Origin of the sequence: Enterobacter sp. TMH.L2, from assembly GCF_050847315.1 — a bacterium.
Taxonomy (GTDB): domain Bacteria; phylum Pseudomonadota; class Gammaproteobacteria; order Enterobacterales; family Enterobacteriaceae; genus Cedecea.
The window spans coordinates 1760171-1779451 of the sequence record NZ_CP193791.1 but is presented as its reverse complement, the minus strand read 5'-3'; the positions used below and the strand labels follow the sequence as shown (position 1 = coordinate 1779451).

22 protein-coding genes and 1 pseudogene are annotated in these 19281 nt (G+C 55.8%); 20 read left to right on the top strand and 3 right to left on the bottom strand.

Annotated features, from left to right (window positions below):
- The first annotated feature begins 2 nt into the window (after window positions 1-2).
- From fliS to amyA, 3 genes are all read left to right on the top strand, one after another.
- A complete protein-coding gene (gene fliS, locus ACREYP_RS08515) occupies window positions 3-413 on the top strand; it encodes a flagellar export chaperone FliS (protein WP_008453801.1) in 411 nt (136 codons plus the stop codon).
- Window positions 413-775: a flagella biosynthesis regulatory protein FliT gene (fliT, locus tag ACREYP_RS08510; RefSeq protein ID WP_008453799.1), complete on the top strand. Its 363-nt coding sequence runs from the start codon at window positions 413-415 to the stop codon at window positions 773-775. The genes fliS and fliT overlap by 1 nt, the downstream gene beginning before the upstream one ends.
- Before the next feature lie 69 nt (window positions 776-844).
- Window positions 845-2332: an alpha-amylase gene (amyA, locus tag ACREYP_RS08505; protein WP_336818042.1), complete on the top strand. Its 1488-nt coding sequence runs from the start codon at window positions 845-847 to the stop codon at window positions 2330-2332.
- A gap of 470 nt (window positions 2333-2802) precedes the next feature.
- Here amyA and yedD read toward each other — a convergent pair whose 3' ends face one another.
- Complete coding sequence (yedD, locus tag ACREYP_RS08500) at window positions 2803-3222, bottom strand: lipoprotein YedD (protein WP_008459981.1); 420 nt, start codon at window positions 3220-3222, stop codon at window positions 2803-2805.
- Between the two features lie 195 nt (window positions 3223-3417).
- Between yedD and yedE the strand changes: the two genes are divergently transcribed.
- The gene (yedE, locus tag ACREYP_RS08495; RefSeq protein WP_008459979.1) at window positions 3418-4632 is read left to right on the top strand and encodes a selenium metabolism membrane protein YedE/FdhT; all 1215 of its coding nucleotides are present in this window, start codon (window positions 3418-3420) and stop codon (window positions 4630-4632) included.
- Window positions 4629-4865 (top strand): sulfurtransferase-like selenium metabolism protein YedF, encoded by a 237-nt coding sequence (yedF, locus tag ACREYP_RS08490; RefSeq protein ID WP_336818041.1) that lies wholly within the window; start codon window positions 4629-4631, stop codon window positions 4863-4865. Before yedE ends, yedF begins: the two co-directional genes overlap by 4 nt.
- Window positions 4866-4894: 29 nt before the next feature.
- On the opposite strand, the gene ACREYP_RS08485 is transcribed toward yedF, so the two are convergent.
- Together ACREYP_RS08485 and fliE are read right to left on the bottom strand one after the other, a co-directional pair.
- Window positions 4895-5749, bottom strand: coding sequence for a MurR/RpiR family transcriptional regulator (locus ACREYP_RS08485; protein WP_008459975.1), 855 nt, complete (start codon window positions 5747-5749; stop codon window positions 4895-4897).
- A 310-nt stretch (window positions 5750-6059) separates the two neighbouring features.
- On the bottom strand, window positions 6060-6377 hold the full coding sequence (gene fliE, locus ACREYP_RS08480; RefSeq protein WP_336818040.1) for a flagellar hook-basal body complex protein FliE: 318 nt from the start codon (window positions 6375-6377) through the stop codon (window positions 6060-6062).
- A 229-nt stretch (window positions 6378-6606) separates the two neighbouring features.
- Here fliE and fliF point away from each other — a divergent pair, with 229 nt between their 5' ends.
- The 15 genes and pseudogenes from fliF to lpxO all read left to right on the top strand — a co-directional run bounded on the left by fliF (window position 6607) and on the right by lpxO (window position 19281).
- Complete coding sequence (gene fliF / locus ACREYP_RS08475) at window positions 6607-8298, top strand: flagellar basal-body MS-ring/collar protein FliF (protein ID WP_336818039.1); 1692 nt, start codon at window positions 6607-6609, stop codon at window positions 8296-8298.
- Entirely contained in the window at window positions 8295-9287 is a 993-nt protein-coding gene (fliG, locus tag ACREYP_RS08470; RefSeq protein ID WP_008458144.1) for a flagellar motor switch protein FliG, read from the top strand. Before fliF ends, fliG begins: the two co-directional genes overlap by 4 nt.
- Window positions 9280-9975 carry a flagellar assembly protein FliH gene (gene fliH, locus ACREYP_RS08465; RefSeq protein ID WP_008458143.1) on the top strand — a complete coding sequence of 232 codons (696 nt, stop codon included), beginning with the start codon at window positions 9280-9282 and terminating at the stop codon, window positions 9973-9975. Before fliG ends, fliH begins: the two co-directional genes overlap by 8 nt.
- Window positions 9975-11333 (top strand): flagellar protein export ATPase FliI, encoded by a 1359-nt coding sequence (gene fliI / locus ACREYP_RS08460; protein WP_008458141.1) that lies wholly within the window; start codon window positions 9975-9977, stop codon window positions 11331-11333. Before fliH ends, fliI begins: the two co-directional genes overlap by 1 nt.
- 12 nt (window positions 11334-11345) lie before the next feature.
- Window positions 11346-11789 (top strand): flagellar export protein FliJ, encoded by a 444-nt coding sequence (fliJ, locus tag ACREYP_RS08455; protein ID WP_008458139.1) that lies wholly within the window; start codon window positions 11346-11348, stop codon window positions 11787-11789.
- Window positions 11786-13027, top strand: a complete 1242-nt coding sequence (locus tag ACREYP_RS08450; protein WP_008458137.1) for a flagellar hook-length control protein FliK — start codon at window positions 11786-11788, stop codon at window positions 13025-13027. Before fliJ ends, ACREYP_RS08450 begins: the two co-directional genes overlap by 4 nt.
- Window positions 13028-13148: 121 nt before the next feature.
- Window positions 13149-13616: a flagellar basal body-associated protein FliL gene (fliL, locus tag ACREYP_RS08445; RefSeq protein WP_008458135.1), complete on the top strand. Its 468-nt coding sequence runs from the start codon at window positions 13149-13151 to the stop codon at window positions 13614-13616.
- 4 nt (window positions 13617-13620) lie between these two features.
- Window positions 13621-14625: a flagellar motor switch protein FliM gene (gene fliM / locus ACREYP_RS08440; protein WP_166872879.1), complete on the top strand. Its 1005-nt coding sequence runs from the start codon at window positions 13621-13623 to the stop codon at window positions 14623-14625.
- Complete coding sequence (gene fliN, locus ACREYP_RS08435) at window positions 14622-15032, top strand: flagellar motor switch protein FliN (RefSeq protein ID WP_008458131.1); 411 nt, start codon at window positions 14622-14624, stop codon at window positions 15030-15032. Before fliM ends, fliN begins: the two co-directional genes overlap by 4 nt.
- A complete protein-coding gene (gene fliO / locus ACREYP_RS08430; protein WP_166991500.1) occupies window positions 15033-15413 on the top strand; it encodes a flagellar biosynthetic protein FliO in 381 nt (126 codons plus the stop codon). It abuts the gene before it with no gap.
- On the top strand, window positions 15413-16153 hold the full coding sequence (gene fliP / locus ACREYP_RS08425) for a flagellar type III secretion system pore protein FliP (RefSeq protein ID WP_008458126.1): 741 nt from the start codon (window positions 15413-15415) through the stop codon (window positions 16151-16153). Before fliO ends, fliP begins: the two co-directional genes overlap by 1 nt.
- 12 nt (window positions 16154-16165) lie before the next feature.
- Window positions 16166-16435: a flagellar biosynthesis protein FliQ gene (fliQ, locus tag ACREYP_RS08420; RefSeq protein WP_008458124.1), complete on the top strand. Its 270-nt coding sequence runs from the start codon at window positions 16166-16168 to the stop codon at window positions 16433-16435.
- Window positions 16432-17224: pseudogene (fliR, locus tag ACREYP_RS08415) on the top strand (flagellar biosynthetic protein FliR); the annotation flags it as partial. The gene fliQ and the pseudogene fliR, both read left to right, overlap by 4 nt.
- Window positions 17225-17566: 342 nt before the next feature.
- A complete protein-coding gene (rcsA, locus tag ACREYP_RS08410) occupies window positions 17567-18190 on the top strand; it encodes a transcriptional regulator RcsA (RefSeq protein ID WP_008458120.1) in 624 nt (207 codons plus the stop codon).
- A 182-nt stretch (window positions 18191-18372) separates the two neighbouring features.
- Window positions 18373-19281 carry a lipid A hydroxylase LpxO gene (lpxO, locus tag ACREYP_RS08405; protein WP_008458118.1) on the top strand — a complete coding sequence of 303 codons (909 nt, stop codon included), beginning with the start codon at window positions 18373-18375 and terminating at the stop codon, window positions 19279-19281.

Here is a 19281-nt window from a genome sequence, read left to right as displayed (position 1 = left end):
GTATGTACAAGAGTTCTGGTGTACAAGCCTATCAACAGGTCGGTCTGGAAAGCGCCGTTATGAGTGCCAGTCCACACCAGCTCGTGGTGATGTTGTTCGATGGGGCACTCAGTGCCCTGGTTCGTGCACGCTTGTTTCTTGAACAGGAACAAATACCGCAAAAAGGCGAGGCGCTCTCAAAAGCCATTAACATTATTGATAATGGCCTGAAAGCCGGCCTGAATATGGATGTCGGAGGAGATTTGCCCGCTAACCTCGCGAATCTTTACGATTACATGGTCAGGCGTCTCCTACACGCTAATTTGCGTAATGACGTAGAGGCCATCGCCGAAGTCGAAAGATTACTTGCAAACATCGCGGATGCATGGAAGCAAATCGGCCCTACTTCCCCTACATTTCAGGATGCTATCTGATGAATGATTTCATCTCATCCCTCAATGGATGGCGTGCCCTGCTCGCCCTCAGTCAAACCATGCTTGACCTTGCCCATAGCGGAAGGTGGGATGAGCTGATTGATCATGAGGTTAAATATGTTCAACTGGTAGAGTCGATTGCCAGCAACCCAATTGCGCAGTCAAGCCAAAGAAGTCAGGAAGAAGCTAAGGCGCTGCTTGATCTGATTCTCGCCAATGAAAATGAGATTAAAGGGCTGCTTAACAGCCGTCTGAGTGAGCTTCGCGACCTGATTGACCAGAGCGGCCGTCAGAAATCACTGAACAACACCTACGGTTTTCTCTCCGGCAACGTGTTAACACCGAGCGATCTGAACCAGTAAACCTGCCGTATTTCGATTCTTATTCCATACTCCAGAGGTCAGCTAAATGACTTCTGGAGCACGGACAAGATGACGAACCCCACCCTGTTACAATTTTTTCACTGGTACACCCCCGGCGACGGAACGCTCTGGTCAGAAGTGGCCGACCGTGCGGCCAGCCTCAGCGACATCGGCATCAACATGGTTTGGCTTCCCCCTGCGTATAAAGGCAGCGCGGGCGGTTATTCGGTTGGCTACGACAGTTACGATCTCTTTGACCTCGGTGAGTTTGACCAGAAAGGTAGCATCGCCACCAAGTACGGGGATAAAGCACAGCTGCTGGCGGCCATAAAAGCCCTGCGGGACAACGGAGTTTCGGTGCTGCTGGACGTTGTCGTGAACCATAAAATGGGCGCCGACGAAAAAGAGCACATCCACGTCAACCGGGTAAATGCCGATAACCGCAACGAGATCTCGCCCGAGGTTATCGACTGCGAGGCCTGGACCCGCTACACCTTCCCCGCCCGTGCCGGACAATACTCACAGTTCATCTGGGACTACAAATGCTTCAGCGGCGTCGATCATATTGAAAACCCCGATGAAGACGGCATCTTCAAAATCGTCAATGACTACACCGGCGACGGCTGGAACGACCAGGTGGACGACGAGCTGGGGAATTTCGATTATCTGATGGGCGCCAATATCGACTTCCGCAACCATGCGGTGACCGAAGAGCTTAAATACTGGGCGCGCTGGGTGATGGCCCAGACGCAGTGCAACGGCTTTCGGCTCGATGCCGTCAAACACATTCCCGCCTGGTTTTATAAAGAGTGGATTGAGCACGTCCAGGACGTGACGGAAACGCCGCTGTTTATCGTGGCGGAATACTGGTCCCATGAAGTGGACAAACTGCTGGAATACATCACCCAGGTAGAGGGCAAAACGATGCTGTTTGATGCCCCTCTACAAATGAAATTCCATGAGGCATCCCGGCTTGGGCGTGACTACGACATGAGCCAGATTTTCACCGGCACGCTGGTTGAGGCCGACCCGTTCCACGCCGTCACGCTGGTGGCTAACCACGACACCCAGCCGCTGCAGGCGCTTGAAGCGCCCGTAGAAGCCTGGTTTAAACCGCTGGCCTATGCGCTAATTCTGCTGCGCGAAAACGGCGTACCGTCGGTGTTCTACCCGGATCTTTTTGGCGCAAGTTACGACGATAAAGGCGGCGACGGGCAGAACTACCACATTGATATGCCGGTCATCGAACAGCTGGATGACCTGATTCACGCCCGGGAGCGCTTTGCCCACGGGGTGCAGACTTTATGGTTCGATCACCCTAACTGCATTGGCTTTAGCCGCAGCGGCACGGCAGAAGCCCCAGGCTGCGTAGTCATCATGTCCAACGGCGATGACGGCGAAAAGCACGTCACCTTGGGGGAAGATTTCGCTGAGAAAAACTGGCGTGATTATCTCGGCAATCGCGAGGAAACGATTCACACCGACGCGGGCGGCAGCGCAACCTTTACCTGTCACGGCGGCAGCGTTAGCGTTTGGGTGCTGGAGGATGTGCTGTGAATTTGACATCTTTTGGGAGATCTCTTTAATCCGGGAGCTGTTCCGTTCACCCGTAGACCTGTTTTCCCTACACGTTTACTGCACGGTGAACGTGTCCGGCTTAAATCGCCTCCGTTTTCTCTCCGACTGGCCAGGGTCCGGGCTTCGGGAACGGCCGGAGGCTGAGAGCGTCGGGAACGCATCTCAGCCGATCCAGAACTGGGAGATAAAACGGAGGTTTGCCGCTCACGCGGTCGATTTATTTGGCCGGGAGTCCGGATTCTCAGGGGAGTGACGGTGACTCCCCTGAGACGTTCACCAGCTCAGAAGCTACATAGGAATTAGGACTTGAAGTGAACGGAAGCTTAGCCGTTCCTCCATAGAACTTATTGGTCACTACAAGACAGCCTCAAAAAAGTAAGCGAATGAAATCGTAGCTACAGCGTTGAGCACCAGCCCTCTCACCTCTCTGGAGTGAGAGGCATTCTCCCTTAGCCTTTCGACAGTTGGCTATCTAAAGGATTTTTAGCCAGGAAATCAGCGCATTCCGGCGTCAAACGATCCACACGCTTCAACGTCATCCCGGCGTACTCCAGCGTGTCGCCGTTTAGGCCGATGTCGTAAATCTCGCGCTTGACGGTGACATTACGCAGATCGCCAGACAAATGCGTCAGCTTACCCGGAACCCCAATCACCCGCTGCCACTGGCGGCAATCCAGCGTATCGCCCTGCGGCGTGACCACCAGCGAAGCAATCGCCTCCGGGCTAACCAGCTCGCTCTGTGGCCCGCTGGACTGCCAGTAGCCCGCCATACCCGCCGGTGCTTCGGTACGAACGACCTGCTTATAATCTCTGATCTCGGTGCAGCCGCCCAGTGCTACCAGCGCCGCCAATACTAAAAGCTTCTTCATCGTCTATCCTGACTGCGGAGAAAAAATAATTCTGGCATTAAAGCCCGATGCCTGCCAGCAATTCCGCCTGGGGCACAAAAATTGATCCAGATTGTTTTTTCGTCTTTTCAGCCTGTTAAGCCCAAAAGATGGGCGTATGATGGCGCCTTCTTTTGCCCTTCGCGGCACGTTCTTCTGAGTTCAGAGGCGAAAACAATGACCTGGCACTCCTTTAAACACCAATACCTGGTAACCTTCTGGAAACCAATGCCCGCGGTGATCGCGGCCGGGATCCTCTCCACCTATTACTTTGGCATCACCGGTACCTTCTGGGCCGTCACCGGCGAATTCACCCGCTGGGGCGGCCAGCTCCTGCAGCTGATGGGCATTCACGCCGAAGAATGGGGTTACTACAAGCTAATTCACCTCGACGGCAGCCCGCTAACCCGTATCGACGGCATGATGATCATCGGCATGTTTGGCGGCTGTTTCGCCGCGGCCCTGTGGGCCAATAACGTCAAGCTTCGTTTGCCCCAGCACCGCATCCGCATCATTCAGGCCGTGCTCGGCGGGATCATTGCTGGCTTCGGCGCACGACTGGCAATGGGCTGCAACCTCGCGGCGTTCTTTACCGGGATCCCACAGTTTTCGCTGCACGCCTGGTTCTTCGCCCTTGCCACCGCCATCGGCTGCTGGTTTGGCGCGCGCTTCACGCTGCTGCCGATGTTCCGCATTCCGGTCAAGCTGCAAAAAGTCTCCGCTGCCTCCCCGCTCACCCAGCAGCCGGATCGCGCTAAGCGCCGTTTCCGTATGGGAATGCTGGTGTTTATCGGCATGCTCGGCTGGGCGGGTTTCACCGCCATAAACCAGCCAAAACTCGGCCTCGCCATGCTGTTTGGCGTCGGCTTTGGCCTGCTTATCGAACGCGCACAGATTTGCTTCACCTCCGCCTTCCGCGACATGTGGATCACCGGCCGAACCCAGATGGCCAAAGCAATTATTCTGGGGATGGCGGTCAGCGCCATTGGCATCTTTAGCTATGTTCAGCTTGGCGTAGAAGCCAAAATCATGTGGGCAGGGCCAAACGCCATCATCGGCGGGCTGTTGTTTGGCTTTGGTATCGTGCTGGCCGGAGGCTGCGAAACGGGCTGGATGTATCGCGCGGTTGAAGGTCAGGTTCACTACTGGTGGGTCGGTCTCGGCAACGTGATTGGCTCTACGCTGCTGGCCTGGTTCTGGGATGATATTTCTCCGGCGCTGGCCACCAGCTGGGATAAAGTCAACCTGCTGAATACCTTTGGGCCACTGGGCGGGCTGCTGGTGACTTACCTGATGTTGCTCGTCGCTTATCTGCTGATTGTCGGCTGGGAAAAACGCTTCTTTCGCCGTAAAAACCAGGCTATCGGCACCACAACAGGAGAAACCGCATGAGTCAGAACATTGTCCCGGATTACCGCCTGGACATGGTAGGTGAGCCTTGCCCTTACCCGGCTGTTGCCACGCTGGAGGCGATGCCGCAGCTGAAAAAAGGCGAGGTCCTGGAGGTGATCAGCGACTGCCCGCAGTCCATCAATAACATCCCGCTGGACGCCAAAAACCACGGCTACACGGTGTTGGATATTCAGCAGGACGGCCCCACCATTCGCTATCTTATTCAGCGTTAATCATGCAAGGGGCAAAGCTGCCCCTTATTTCAACGAACCGGCTTCACCCACGCCCCGGAATCCAGCAGGAAACGCTCTGCGCTGGCAATTTTCTGTACCGCCCTGTCTCCGTGTTTAGCCACCAGCATCGCCAGCAAGCACTCGGCAATGCCCATGGCCGAGACTACGGAAGGAAAGAACGACGGGCTGTGCGCGGAGAAATAAAGCGTGCTGGCGGCGTGTTTCGCGAGTGGGGAGAGTGGAGAGTCTGTCAGCGCAACAATTTTGCTTCCGGCCTGCCGCGCCGCGCCCAGCACGTCCAGCGACTCACGCGAGTAAGGGGCAAATCCTATCATCAACACCACATCTTTGGGCGTCAGCTCGCGGGTGAAAATTTCGTAATTGCTCGCCTGGCCGTCGATAAGCGACACGTTCTTATTAAACAGGCGATAGATATAGAACAGCGTGTAGGCCACCGAATAGCTGGCCCGAAAGCCGCACACATAAACATGTTCGGCCGCATCCAGGACATCAACCGCCTGTTCCATTGCCTGCGGATTTTCAGCCTCGGTATGGGATAGATTTGCCGCATGGGCGTCAAACACTTCCTGATAGAGCGACGCCGTGCTGCCCTTATCGACCAGCTTTTCGGCCCTTGCCTGATGGGTTTCAATATTGAGGCCAAGCTCCTGAATAACGGCGGCTTTGAACTCTCCCCAGCCGACATAGCCCAGACGCTGAGCCAGGCGCAGCAGCGTGGCGGGCTTGACGCCAATGCGTGTGGCAAATGCCCGCATCGAAAGCGCAATTAAGTCCTTCATGTTATGCAGGCTCAACTCTGCCGCCCGCTGCAGCTCGGGGGTTAATGTCTCGTAATGTTCTTCTAGCTTTTGTTGCGGGGTCATAGGCTGACAGGACGCTCCCATTTAGACCGGAAATCCCTTCCGGTGTCTTGAAGGTATCGTCCTGATAGTGCAGTGAAATTACTTTTGACGTCAAATAAATAAGGGTATCAGGCAGGGATTAGCGTTAAAACGCTATTTTACTTAACATACTAACGTTGTGAAAACGCGAATGTGCGTCGCTTAACGTGCAGGTAAGACACAAGCTGGATGAATGAAAGAGTCAAAGGCGGGGCAAAAATACAACGCACGGTCAAATACCAGACAAGAGCAAACAAGGCTTGCTCCCGTCTGAAATCAATCAGCCCATGCACTAAACCTGCATGTTCATCACTTCCTGGTAAGCTGCAACCAGCTTGTTGCGCACCTGAATGCCCATCGCCAGTGAAACGGAAGATTTCTGCAAATCCACCATGACATCGTTCAGCGCCACGCCTGGCGTGCCGAGAGCAAATTTTTCCGCCTGGGCACGAGCGGTGTTGGAGGTTTCGCTTACCCGTCCCAAAGCGGCCTGCAGCTCGCCGGCAAAACTTACCGTTGGCGCGGAGGCAGCCGAAGCTGCGGGATTGGTCGCCGACAGCGCGGTCGCCTGAAGTTGTTGCAGTACGCCTTCGATACCCTGAATAGCCATTTTTACGCCCCATGTGTATTAAGCCGAGGAAGATTACCACCTTGTCAATAGGATAAAGGCGTTAAATAGACGTAAAAAATAGAGCTAATTCAGCCATCGAAAATTCCTGAAACGAAAATAATGACACTGCCATCCATATGGAACTTTTGTCGTGTTTGTCGACCCGGGAGTCAGTCTTGTTCACTCATTATTCTAAAAATTCTGTCAACGCTAAGCCGCGAGGTGTGGAATGACCACTGCTGCTCAGGCGCAAACGCCGCAAAACAAGACTCTTGAGTGGTTGAATCGCCTTCGTGCTAATCCCAGAATCCCGCTGATAGTGGGCGGTGCCGCCGCCGTTGCCGTGCTGGTGGCCCTGGTGCTTTGGGCAAAATCTCCCGATTACCGCGTGCTGTACAGCAACCTCGCCGATCAGGACGGGGGCGCGATTGTTACCCAGCTTCAACAAATGAATATTCCCTACCGCTTCTCAGACAACGGTAGCGCCATCATGGTCCCGGCAGACAACGTCTACGATCTGCGTCTGCGCCTGGCTCAGCAGGGCCTGCCTAAGGGCGGTGCCGTCGGCTTCGAGCTTCTGGATCAGGAAAAGTTTGGTATCAGTCAGTTTAGCGAGCAGGTGAACTACCAGCGGGCGCTGGAAGGCGAACTGGCCCGCACCATTGAAACGCTTGGCCCGGTGAAGAATGCCCGCGTGCATCTCGCCATGCCAAAACCATCCCTGTTTGTTCGTGAACAAAAGTCCCCTTCTGCTTCCGTTACCCTTAGCCTCGAACCTGGCCGCGCGCTGGATGAAGGGCAAATTAATGCCGTAGTGCATATGGTTTCCAGCGCCGTGGCTGGTTTACCGCCGGGTAACGTCACGCTGGTCGATCAGGGTGGCCATTTGCTGACGCAGTCCAACAACGCAGGCCGTGACCTTAACGACGCCCAGCTCAAGTACGCGACTGACGTAGAGAGCCGCTACCAGCGCCGCATTGAATCTATCCTTGGCCCGATTGTCGGCAACGGCAACGTGCATGCTCAGGTCACCGCGCAGATCGATTTTGCCAACAAAGAACAAACCGAAGAGCAGTATCACCCTAATAGCGATCCGGCCCAGACCGCGGTCCGCTCTCGCCAGTTGAACCAGACCTCTCAGGTTAACGGTCAGTTCCCGGGCGGCGTGCCGGGCGCGCTTTCCAACCAGCCGGCGCCAGCAAACACGGCACCGATTTCGACGCCGCCGCAGAACAACCAGGCTAACCAGCAGGCCAACAACGGCCAGCAGAACCAGACCAGCACCACCGGTCAGAACGGCAGCAGCAACACTTCGCGTGACGAAACCACCAACTATGAAGTGGACCGCACCATCCGTCACACCAAGCTGAACGTGGGGGATATTCAGCGTCTTTCCGTGGCCGTGGTAGTGAACTACCGCCAGCTTGCCGACGGGAAACCTTTACCGCTCACCGCCGACCAGATGAAGCAGATCGAGAACCTGACCCGTGAAGCGATGGGCTATTCCGAATCCCGCGGCGACACCCTGAACGTGGTCAACTCTCAGTTCACCGCCACCGAAGACGACAGCGGCAGCAGCCTGCCATTCTGGAAGTCTCCGGCCTTCTTCGACATGCTGCTCTCAGCGGGTCGCTGGCTGATTGTGCTGATTGTAGGCTGGGTACTGTGGCGTAAAGCGATTCGTCCACAGCTCACCCGTCGCGCGGAAATTCTGAAAGCCGCCAGCGAAGCGAAAGAGAGCATTAAAGCCGAAGAACAAGCCGTCGCCGTGTCGCTTAGCCGTGATGAACAGCAACAGCAGCGTAAAGCTAACCAGCGCCTGAGCGCCGAAGTCATGAGTCAGCGTATTCGTGATATGTCCGACAACGATCCTCGCGTAGTTGCGCTGGTGATCCGCCAATGGATGAGTACTGAAATATGAGTATTACCGGAACAGAAAAGAGCGCCATCCTACTGATGACCATTGGCGAAGACCGCGCCGCTGAGGTGTTCAAGCACCTCAGCCCGCGTGAAGTACAGCATTTAAGTGCGGCGATGGCTAACACCCATCAAATTTCAAACAAACTGCTGACCGAAGTGTTGGCCGAGTTTGAACAAGAAGCCGAACAGTTCGCCGCACTGAGCATCAATGCCAACGACTATCTGCGTACCGTATTGATCAAAGCGCTGGGCGAAGAGCGTGCCTCCAGCCTGCTGGAAGATATTCTCGAAACCCGCGATACCACCAGTGGCATCGAAACGCTCAACTTTATGGAGCCGCAGAGCGCCGCCGATCTTATTCGCGACGAACACCCGCAGATCATCGCCACCATCCTGGTTCACCTCAAGCGTGGCCAGGCGGCGGACATTCTGGCGCTGTTCGACGAACGCCTGCGCAACGACGTGATGCTGCGTATCGCCACCTTTGGCGGCGTTCAGCCGGCCGCGCTGGCAGAACTGACCGAAGTGCTGAACAACCTGCTCGACGGCCAGAACCTCAAGCGCAGCAAAATGGGCGGCGTGAGAACGGCAGCGGAAATTATCAACCTGATGAAAACCCAGCAGGAAGAAGCCGTTATTACCGCCGTGCGCGACTTCGACGGCGAACTGGCGCAGAAAATCATCGACGAGATGTTCCTGTTCGAAAACCTTGTGGCCGTGGACGACCGCAGCATTCAGCGTCTTCTGCAGGAAGTGGAGTCCGAATCTCTGCTTATCGCCCTCAAAGGTGCAGAACAGGCGCTGCGCGAGAAGTTCCTGCGCAACATGTCCCAGCGTGCTGCCGACATCCTGCGCGACGACCTTGCCAACCGTGGCCCGGTACGTCTGTCGCAGGTGGAAAACGAACAGAAAGCTATCCTGCTTATCGTGCGTCGCCTGGCGGAAACCGGCGAGATGGTGATCGGCACCAGCGAGGATACCTATGTCTAATACGCTGCCATGGAAACTCTGGACGCCTGAAAACCTCGCCTTCCCTACGCCGGTGTTCGAAGAGATTGTGATGCCGGAAGCGACGGCCGAGCAGGAAGAGCCGGAAAGTGAGCCGGACCTCCAGCAAACGCTGGCGATGATGCAGGCCCAGGCCCGAGAACAGGGCCACAGCGCGGGCTTTGCCGCCGGGCACGATCAGGGCGTGGAAGAAGGCCGTAAAGCGGGCTTCCAGCAAGGCCTTGAGCAAGGCATCAATGAAGCCCGTCAGCAGCAGGCACCGGTTCACGCCCGCATGCAGCAGCTGGTGAGCGAATTCCAGTACACGCTGGATGCGCTGGACAGCGTGATTGCTTCCCGCCTGATGCAAATGGCGCTGGAAGCCGCGCGGCAGGTCATTGGCCAGACGCCGGCCGTAGATAACAACGCGCTGATCAAACAGATTCAGGGCCTGCTGATGCAGGAACCGCTGTTCAGCGGTAAGCCGCAGCTGCGCGTACACCCGGATGACTTACAGCGGGTGGAAGAGATGCTGGGTGCCACGCTAAGCCTGCACGGCTGGCGTTTGCGCGGCGACCCAAGCCTGCACCAGGGCGGCTGCAAAGTCTCCGCCGATGAAGGCGACCTTGACGCCAGCGTGGCCACTCGCTGGCAAGAGCTGTGCCGTCTGGCCGCGCCAGGAGTGCTCTGATGACCGCACGCCTGACCCGCTGGCTGAACACGCTCGACAATTTTGAAGCGCGGATGGTCGAACTGCCGTCCGTTCGCCGCTACGGCCGCCTGACCCGCGCCACCGGCCTGGTCCTGGAGGCTACTGGCCTGCAGCTGGCGCTGGGCGCGACCTGCATCATTGAACAGCACGATCGCGAAGTCGAATGTGAAGTCGTGGGCTTCAACGGTCACAAACTGTTTCTGATGCCGCTGGAAGAAGTGGAAGGCATTTTGCCTGGCGCCCGGGTTTATGCCCGTTCGGCGACGGCGGAAGGCCTGCACAGCGGTAAAAAACTGCCGCTCGGCCCCGCCCTGCTTGGCCGCGTGCTCGACGGCAGCGGCCGCCCGCTCGACGGGCTGCCTTCGCCGGATTCCGACCTGATGGGCGCGCTGGGTGCAGCCCCGTTTAACCCGCTCCAGCGTACCGCGATTGAACATGTTCTTGACGTTGGCGTTCGCCCGATTAATGCCCTGCTGACGGTAGGTCGCGGGCAGCGTATGGGCCTGTTTGCCGGTTCAGGCGTGGGGAAAAGCGTCCTGCTCGGCATGATGGCGCGTTATACCCAGGCTGACGTGATCGTCGTGGGCCTGATTGGCGAGCGTGGTCGCGAAGTAAAAGACTTTATCGAGAACATTCTCGGTGCCGAAGGCCGGGCGCGTTCCGTTGTGATTGCCGCCCCGGCGGACGTTTCTCCGCTGCTGCGTATGCAGGGTGCCGCCTATGCGACAAGAATCGCCGAAGACTTCCGCGATCGCGGCCAGCACGTCCTGCTGATCATGGATTCACTGACGCGTTACGCCATGGCCCAGCGTGAAATCGCCCTCGCCATTGGCGAACCTCCGGCGACCAAAGGCTATCCGCCTTCGGTCTTTGCCAAGCTCCCGGCGCTGGTTGAACGTGCGGGGAACGGCATACACGGCGGCGGCTCTATTACCGCGTTTTATACCGTACTCACCGAAGGCGACGATCAGCAGGACCCGATCGCCGACTCCGCGCGAGCCATTCTTGACGGCCACATTGTGCTGTCGCGCCGCCTGGCAGAAGCTGGCCACTACCCGGCCATCGACATCGAAGCTTCTATCAGCCGAGCCATGACATCGTTGATTACCGAGCAGCATTACGCCCGGGTACGTCGTTTCAAACAGTTGTTATCCAGCTTCCAGCGCAACCGTGATTTGGTGAGCGTGGGGGCTTACGCCAAAGGCAGCGATCCTATGCTCGATAAGGCCATTGAACTGTGGCCGCATCTTGAAGCCTTCCTGCAACAAGGCATTTTTGAACGCGCAAACTGGGAAGAAGCCAGCCTCGCACTGGAGACGCTTTTCCCCACGGTTTGATGAGAGGTGACCATGAACCAAAACAGCGCACTGGATACTTTGCGTGAACTCGCCGCCCAGGAAGTGGAAAAAGCGGCGATTCGTTTAGGGGAGATGCGCCGGGGTTGCCAGCAGGCGGAAGAGCAACTCAACATGCTGATTAACTATCAGTTTGAGTACAGCAACAGCCTGAATGACAACATGAGCCAGGGGATTGCCAGCACCCGCTGGCAGAACTACCAGCAGTTTATACGCACGCTGGAAAAAGCCATCGAACAGCACCGCCAGCAGCTGATGCAGTGGTCCAATAAAGTTGATCAGGCATTGGGCGCGTGGCAGGAAAAACAAAAGCGCCTGCAGGCATGGCAAACCCTGCAGGACAGAAAGGCAGCGGAGCTGTTGCTCGCAGAGAACAGACTCGATCAGAAGCAGATGGACGAATACGCCCAGCGGGCCACATTGAGGAAAGGTGAATGATCACATTGCCAAAAATTCTGTTAAACACCGGGGCCGATACCGCTGCCGCCGGGGATGCAAAAGTCGCGGACGGCAAAGGCTTCGGTGAAGACTTCCTGACTCTGCTGGGCAAAGCTTTGCCGGCAAACGTCGCTTTAGAGGACGGCAAATCGCTGCCTCTGGGCGCGGCGTTAAGCAAAGTTGCCGCGGCCAATGCCGCTAAAGGTGAGACCCAGGACGGCCAGGCAGCTCTCGCTGAACTGCTGAACTCACCGGAGCAACCTGAAGCGCTTTCCACCCTGCTCACTTCCCTCGGCAAAACAGAAACGGGTGATAAGCCAGAGGCGGAGCTGAAAGACGCCAAAACCGATAAGCCCCTGAGCGACGCGGAGCTGCAAACGCTCAGCGCGCTGTTTGCGATGCTGCCTCAGCCCGTGACCGCTGCACAGCCCGCGGCGCTAGCTAAAACAGCTACCGACACGGCATCGCTGTCCGCCCTGACCTCTGCGGCAGGGAATACCGCAGGCAAAAATACCGCGGACAGCCTGCTGCCTGCTGGCGGCAGCGGGAAGAAAACCGCTCCGGCGGGCGCAACGCTTGCAGACAGTAAATCTGTTGCAGCCAATACCCCGGCAGCTGCTCAGCCGCAGGGGGATGACAAAGCCCAACTGGTTGCCAGTAACACGCCTGACAGCCGAGATAACGCTGCTCCGCAGGCAAATAACACCGCCCCAGTTACGGCGCAGTTAACCCCGGCCATCAGCAGCGCCACCGTCGCTACCCCAACCACAACGCACATCGCTACCCCTACGGCACCGATGATCAGCGCCCAGTTAGGAAGCCATGAGTGGCAACAGCAGATTTCTCAGCACGTTACGCTGTTTACCCGCCAGGGCCAGCACAGCGCCGAGCTGAGATTGCACCCGGAAGATCTCGGTCAGGTGCAAATTAGTCTAAAACTAGAAGATAACCAGGCGCAGCTGCAGATGATGTCGCCGCACAGTCACGTGCGCGCCGCGCTTGAAGCCGCGCTGCCGTCACTGCGTACTGCGCTGGCGGAAAGCGGTATCCAGCTTGGCCAGAGCAACATCAGCAGCGAAAGCTTCGCTCAGCAGCAGTCCGGCCAGCAGCAACAGCAGCAAAGCACCCGCAGCGGGGAACGTTTTTCCCTTAATGGCAATGACGTCGAACCGCTCCCGGTGGCCGATAGCCTGCAGCGTCTGGCCAGCAGCAACGGCGCGGTGGATATCTTCGCCTGAGCCCCGTTAAAGGGTAAACGCCAGAGCTAGCGACAATAAACGTGTGTTTTCCGGGCTTTGACCGCCCGGAGACACGGGATAATTGCTATTCAGCAGTACCGATACAGGAATAAAGCGTTCAATGACTGATACCGCTATCACGAAAGGCCGTAAACGCGCCATCTGGGTGCCGATACTGGTTCTTATCACACTCGCCGCGTGCGCCACCGCAGGCTACAGCTACTGGCGCATGCAGCAAACGCCAGCCACAGCCCAGGCTAAAACGCCTGAGCCGCCGCCTGCGCCAGTGTTCTTCGCTCTGGATACGTTTACCGTCAATCTGGGTGATGCGGATCGCGTGTTGTACATCGGCGTCACGCTGCGTTTGAAAGATGAAGCGACCCGCCAGCGCCTGAGCGAATTCCTGCCGGAAGTCCGCAGCCGTCTGTTGCTGCTGTTCTCTCGCCAGGACGCCAATCAGCTTGCTACCGATGCCGGTAAGCAGAAGCTGGTGGAAGCGATTAAAACTACTCTGGCGCCGCCTCTGGTCGCCGGGCAACCTCAACAGGTAGTCAGCGACGTGCTGTATACCGCCTTTATCTTGCGGTAAGTCCATGGGCGACAGTATTCTTTCTCAGGCCGAAATCGATGCGCTGTTAAACGGCGACAGTGAGAATAACGACGAGCCGAAGGCCGGGGCGCCGGGCGAATCCGATATTCGTCCCTATGACCCGAATACCCAGCGTCGCGTGGTGCGTGAGCGCCTGCAGGCGCTGGAAATTATTAACGAGCGTTTTTCTCGTCAGTTCCGTATGGGGCTGTTTAACCTGCTGCGTCGTAGCCCGGACATCACCGTCGGGGCCATCCGTATCCAGCCGTATCATGAGTTTGCCCGCAACCTGCCGGTACCAACTAACCTGAACCTGATTCACCTGAAACCGCTGCGCGGCACCGGGCTGTTCGTCTTTTCACCCAGCCTGGTGTTTATTGCGGTAGACAACCTGTTTGGCGGGGATGGCCGCTTCCCAACGAAAGTGGAAGGCCGGGAGTTTACCCACACCGAACAGCGCGTGATCAACCGTATGCTGAAGCTGGCGCTGGAATCCTACAGCGACGCGTGGAAGGCGATTTACCCGCTGGACGTGGAATACGTTCGTTCGGAGATGCAGGTTAAATTTACCAACATCACCACGTCGCCTAACGACATCGTGGTTAACACCCCGTTCCACGTCGAAATTGGCAACCTGACCGGGGAGTTCAACATCTGCCTGCCGTTCAGCATGATTGAACCGCTGCGCGAGCTGCTGGTGAACCCTCCGCTGGAGAACTCCCGTCAGGAAGATCAAAGCTGGCGCGACACCCTGGTGCGCCAGGTGCAGCATTCCGAGCTGGAATTGGTGGCGAACTTCGCCGATATCCCGCTGCGGTTATCCCAAATCCTAAAACTGAAACCTGGCGATGTGCTGCCCATCGAAAAGCCAGATCGTATTATCGCGCACGTGGATGGCGTACCGGTCCTGACCAGCCAGTACGGCACCATTAACGGCCAGTATGCCCTGCGCGTCGAACATTTGATCAACCCGATATTGAATTCGCTGAATGAGGAACAGCCCAAATGAGTGATATTAATCAACCGTCCGATGACAATGCAGGCTCAGTGGACGATCTGTGGGCTGATGCGTTAAACGAGCAGAAAAGTTCCGGGAAAAGTACCGCGGATAACGTATTCCGCGCGCTGGAAGGCAATGACATTGCCGGCAACGTACAGGATATCGACCTGATCATGGACATTCCGGTCAAGCTGACCGTCGAACTGGGCCGTACCCGCATGACCATCAAAGAGCTGCTGCGCCTGACGCAGGGTTCCGTGGTCGCGCTTGACGGACTGGCCGGCGAGCCGCTGGATATTCTGATCAACGGTTACCTGATTGCCCAGGGGGAAGTGGTTGTCGTCGCCGACAAATACGGCGTGCGAATTACCGACATCATCACCCCATCAGAACGTATGCGTCGCCTGAGCCGCTAAATGACAACCCAGGCCACCGTCACTCAGCCCAGCGTCAACGCCAGCTCGCCGCTTGTTCAGGTCAGCGGGGCGTTGGCCGGCATTGTTATTTTTATTCTGGTGGCCGCATGGCTGGCAAAGCGCTTTGGTTTTCACGGGGCGGGCGTCGGCGTAAAGAAGTCGCTGAACATTAGCGCCAGCGTGAGCGTAGGCCCGCGCGAGCGCGTTGTGGTGGTGGACGTCGAAGACGCTCGTCTGGTCCTCGGCGTCACCGCCAGCCAAATCACTCACCTGCACACGCTGCCTCCTGCGCCGGTCACGGATATGGTTGAAAAAGCCCCCGCGCCTGCCGATTTCCAGAAACTGATGAAGAACCTGCTTAAACGTAACGGGAAAGATTGATGAAACGTTTGCTGACGCTCTCGTTACCGGGCCTATTTTTGCTCCTCCCTGCGGCCGCCTTCGCACAATTACCGGGCCTGATAAGCCAGCCCCTCGCCAACGGCGGGCAGAGCTGGTCCTTGCCGGTGCAGACGCTGGTCTTTATTACCTCCCTGACCTTCCTGCCGGCCATTTTGCTGATGATGACCAGCTTTACGCGCATCATCATCGTTTTTGGCCTGCTGCGTAACGCCCTGGGCACACCGTCCGCCCCGCCTAACCAGGTGCTGGTTGGCCTGGCGCTGTTTTTGACCTTTTTTATTATGTCGCCGGTGTTCGACAAAATTTATACCGACGCCTACCAGCCCTTCAGCGAAGACAAGATCTCGATGGAAGTGGCGATGGATAAAGGCGCTCAGCCGCTGCGCGAATTTATGCTGCGCCAAACCCGTGAAGCCGATCTGGCGCTGTTTGCACGTCTGGCGAACACTCAGCCGCTGCAGGGACCGGAAGCCGTGCCGATGCGTATTCTGCTGCCTGCCTATGTCACCAGCGAGCTGAAAACCGCGTTCCAGATTGGTTTTACCGTATTTATCCCGTTCCTGATTATCGACCTCGTGATCGCCAGCGTCCTGATGGCGCTCGGGATGATGATGGTTCCCCCCGCGACAATTGCCCTGCCCTTTAAGCTGATGCTTTTCGTGCTGGTCGACGGCTGGCAGCTGTTGGTGGGTTCCTTGGCGCAAAGTTTTTACAGCTAGCGGAGAAAGAAAATGACGCCAGAATCGGTCATGATGATGGGCACCGAAGCGATGAAGGTGGCCCTTGCCCTTGCGGCCCCGCTGCTGCTGGTTGCGCTGATAAGCGGCCTGGTTATCAGCCTGCTGCAGGCGGCCACGCAGATCAACGAAATGACGCTGTCGTTTATTCCAAAAATTCTGGCCGTGTTCGTGACCATCGTCATTGCCGGGCCGTGGATGCTTAACCTGCTGCTGGATTACATGCGTTCCCTGCTGACCAATCTGCCGAACACCATTGGATGATCCACGTTGACAGCACCCAGTGGCTAAACTGGCTAAGCCTCTATTTCTGGCCGCTGCTGCGCGTGCTGGCGCTGATCATGACCGCCCCCATCCTGAGCGAGCGATCGATCCCCAAGCGGGTTAAGCTTGGGCTCGGGCTAATGATCACCTTTATCATCGCGCCTTCCCTGCCCGCAACAGGGGTGACGATCTTTTCTGCCGCGGGTTTCTGGCTGGCAATACAACAAATTCTTATCGGTGTGGCGCTGGGTTTTACGATGCAGTTCGCTTTTGCTGCCGTGCGTACCGCCGGGGAACTTGTGGGCCTGCAAATGGGGCTCTCTTTCGCCACCTTCTTCGATCCGGGCAGTCGCCTCAATATGCCGGTTCTGGCCCGCTTTCTTGATATTCTGGCGATGCTGCTGTTCCTGACCTTTAACGGCCATTTATGGCTGATTTCGATGCTGGTCGATACTTTTCATACCCTGCCCATCGGCGGCGAACCGATCAACAGCAACGCGTTTATGGCGCTGACCCGAGCGGGCGGTCTGATCTTTCTCAATGGCCTGATGCTGGCCCTGCCGTTAATCACTTTGTTACTAACGCTTAACATCGCCCTGGGACTGTTAAACCGTATGGCTCCCCAGCTATCGGTATTTGTTATCGGTTTCCCCGTCACCTTATCTATCGGCATGCTTATTTTTATGGTAATGATGCCGCTTATCGCCCCCTTTACCGAACATTTATTCGGCGAGATTTTTGATCTGCTCGCGGATATTGTCAGTGAAATCCCCGCAAATTAATAACCCTGATTTTCATACTGCCTCTCTGAGGATATTCCTAAAAAAATATGTTAATAACATCCGCCAAGATATATCTGGCGCGGAATATAAGTTTTTACCTTGCTCACAATACACAACATTCACTTTACTTTAAGAACATTCCTGGCAAATTATAGGCAACTTTCCGGGATAGTGATTTCGCCTTTTAAATTATTAATAATGGTTACCCATAAATAATTAGAACTGCGGAAAATGCGGCGGATTGGCTTTGCCCTGGGACTGACATTGTCACTCGCGGTACAAAACCAGTACAGCTTTCAATCTGCGCTCCTGATTATTACGGGTATAACGCGCTTAGTGAGGGTTTGCTATGTCAACGATTATTATGGACTTATGCAGCTATACCCGGCTGGGGCTTGTCGGCTACTTAGCCAGCCGCGGGGTTAGAAAACGGCATATTGCAGATGTAGAAACGGTAGAACAGCTGGCACAGGCATGCCAGTCGCAGGCACCCAGCGTGGTGTTTATTAATGAAGACTGTTTTATTCATGACCCGGAAAGCAGTCAGAGAATTAAGCAGATCATAAATCAACATCCAGGGACGCTATTTTTAGTCTTTATGGCGATTGCTAATATTCACTTTGATGAATATCTTCTGGTCAGAGAAAATCTGCTGATCAGCTCGAAATCCATCAAGCCAGAATCTTTAGACGATATTTTAGCGGAATACTTAGCAAAAAATGCACAATGTATTGGACATATTAATTTGCCGACACTTTCTCTTAGTCGCACAGAGTCCAGCATGCTAAAAATGTGGATGTCAGGACAGGGAACGATTCAAATCTCTGATCAAATGAACATCAAGGCAAAAACCGTTTCGTCTCATAAAGGAAATATTAAACGCAAAATCAAGACCCATAACAAGCAGGTGATATATCATGTAGTTCGTCTCACCGACAACGTCACCAACGGTATTTTTGTTAACCTCCGGTAGCTGACTTACTCTGCATCCCTACGCCACTTTGGCCGCAGTATTTAATCTCTGACGCCCGTCAGAGATTAAATACAAGTTAAACGACACTATTTCCTGTAACAAAACCGCAACCTTTGCAAAAAAAAGCAGAAAAATCTCACTAGACTTACGCTATACAAGTATACATGGAGAGATTTGTTGCTATGGTAGCCGTTATTGTTCTTGGCATTTTTATTATCAGCGTCTTTTACGCCCACTCCCGCGGTGTCGAAAAACAGAAGTTTTCCCGCCAGCTTTTTGACCACTCGACCTTTATGGCCCCGGTCAATATGTTCATGACGCGTTTCTCGCGTCTGCCGCCTGAACAGCCGTATTTCCCGACCAGTGACTTTCCGGAACTGCAAAAGCTGACGGACAACTGGGAAATCATTCGAGAGGAAGCGCTGCGCCTGCAGGGCCACATCAAAGCGGCAGAAAGCCACAACGATGCCGGGTTTAATACGTTCTTCAAGCGGGGCTGGAAGCGTTTTTACCTGAAGTGGTACAGCGATGCACACCCGTCTGCGCATGAGCTTTGCCCGATCACCACAAAGCTGGTCAGCGAAATTCCGTCTGTTAAAGCGGCGATGTTCGCGGAACTCCCTGCAGGTTCTTACCTGGGCAAGCACCGGGATCCGTATGCCGGATCGGTGCGTTACCACCTTGGGCTTGCCACGCCCAACGACGACCGCTGCTTTATTGAAGTCGACCGGCAGCGCCACAGCTGGCGCGATGGCGAAGCGGTAATTTTTGATGAAACCTACGTACACTGGGCGGAAAATAAGAGCGAACAGACCCGTATTATTCTGTTCTGCGATATTGAGCGCCCGATGAAATGGCGCTGGGCGCAGGCCGTTAACCACTGGGTAGGCACCACACTGATGTCAGCCGCCAGCTCGCCAAATAGCGACAGCGACCGCACCGGCGGGCTGAACCGCATCTTCAAGTATGTTCACGCGCTGCGCGACAGCGGGCAAAACCTGAAGAAGAGAAACCGGAAAGTGTATTACGCGATGAAATATTCGGTGATTACGGTGATTTTTGCGGCGATTATTGTGCCTAGCGTGGTGTAA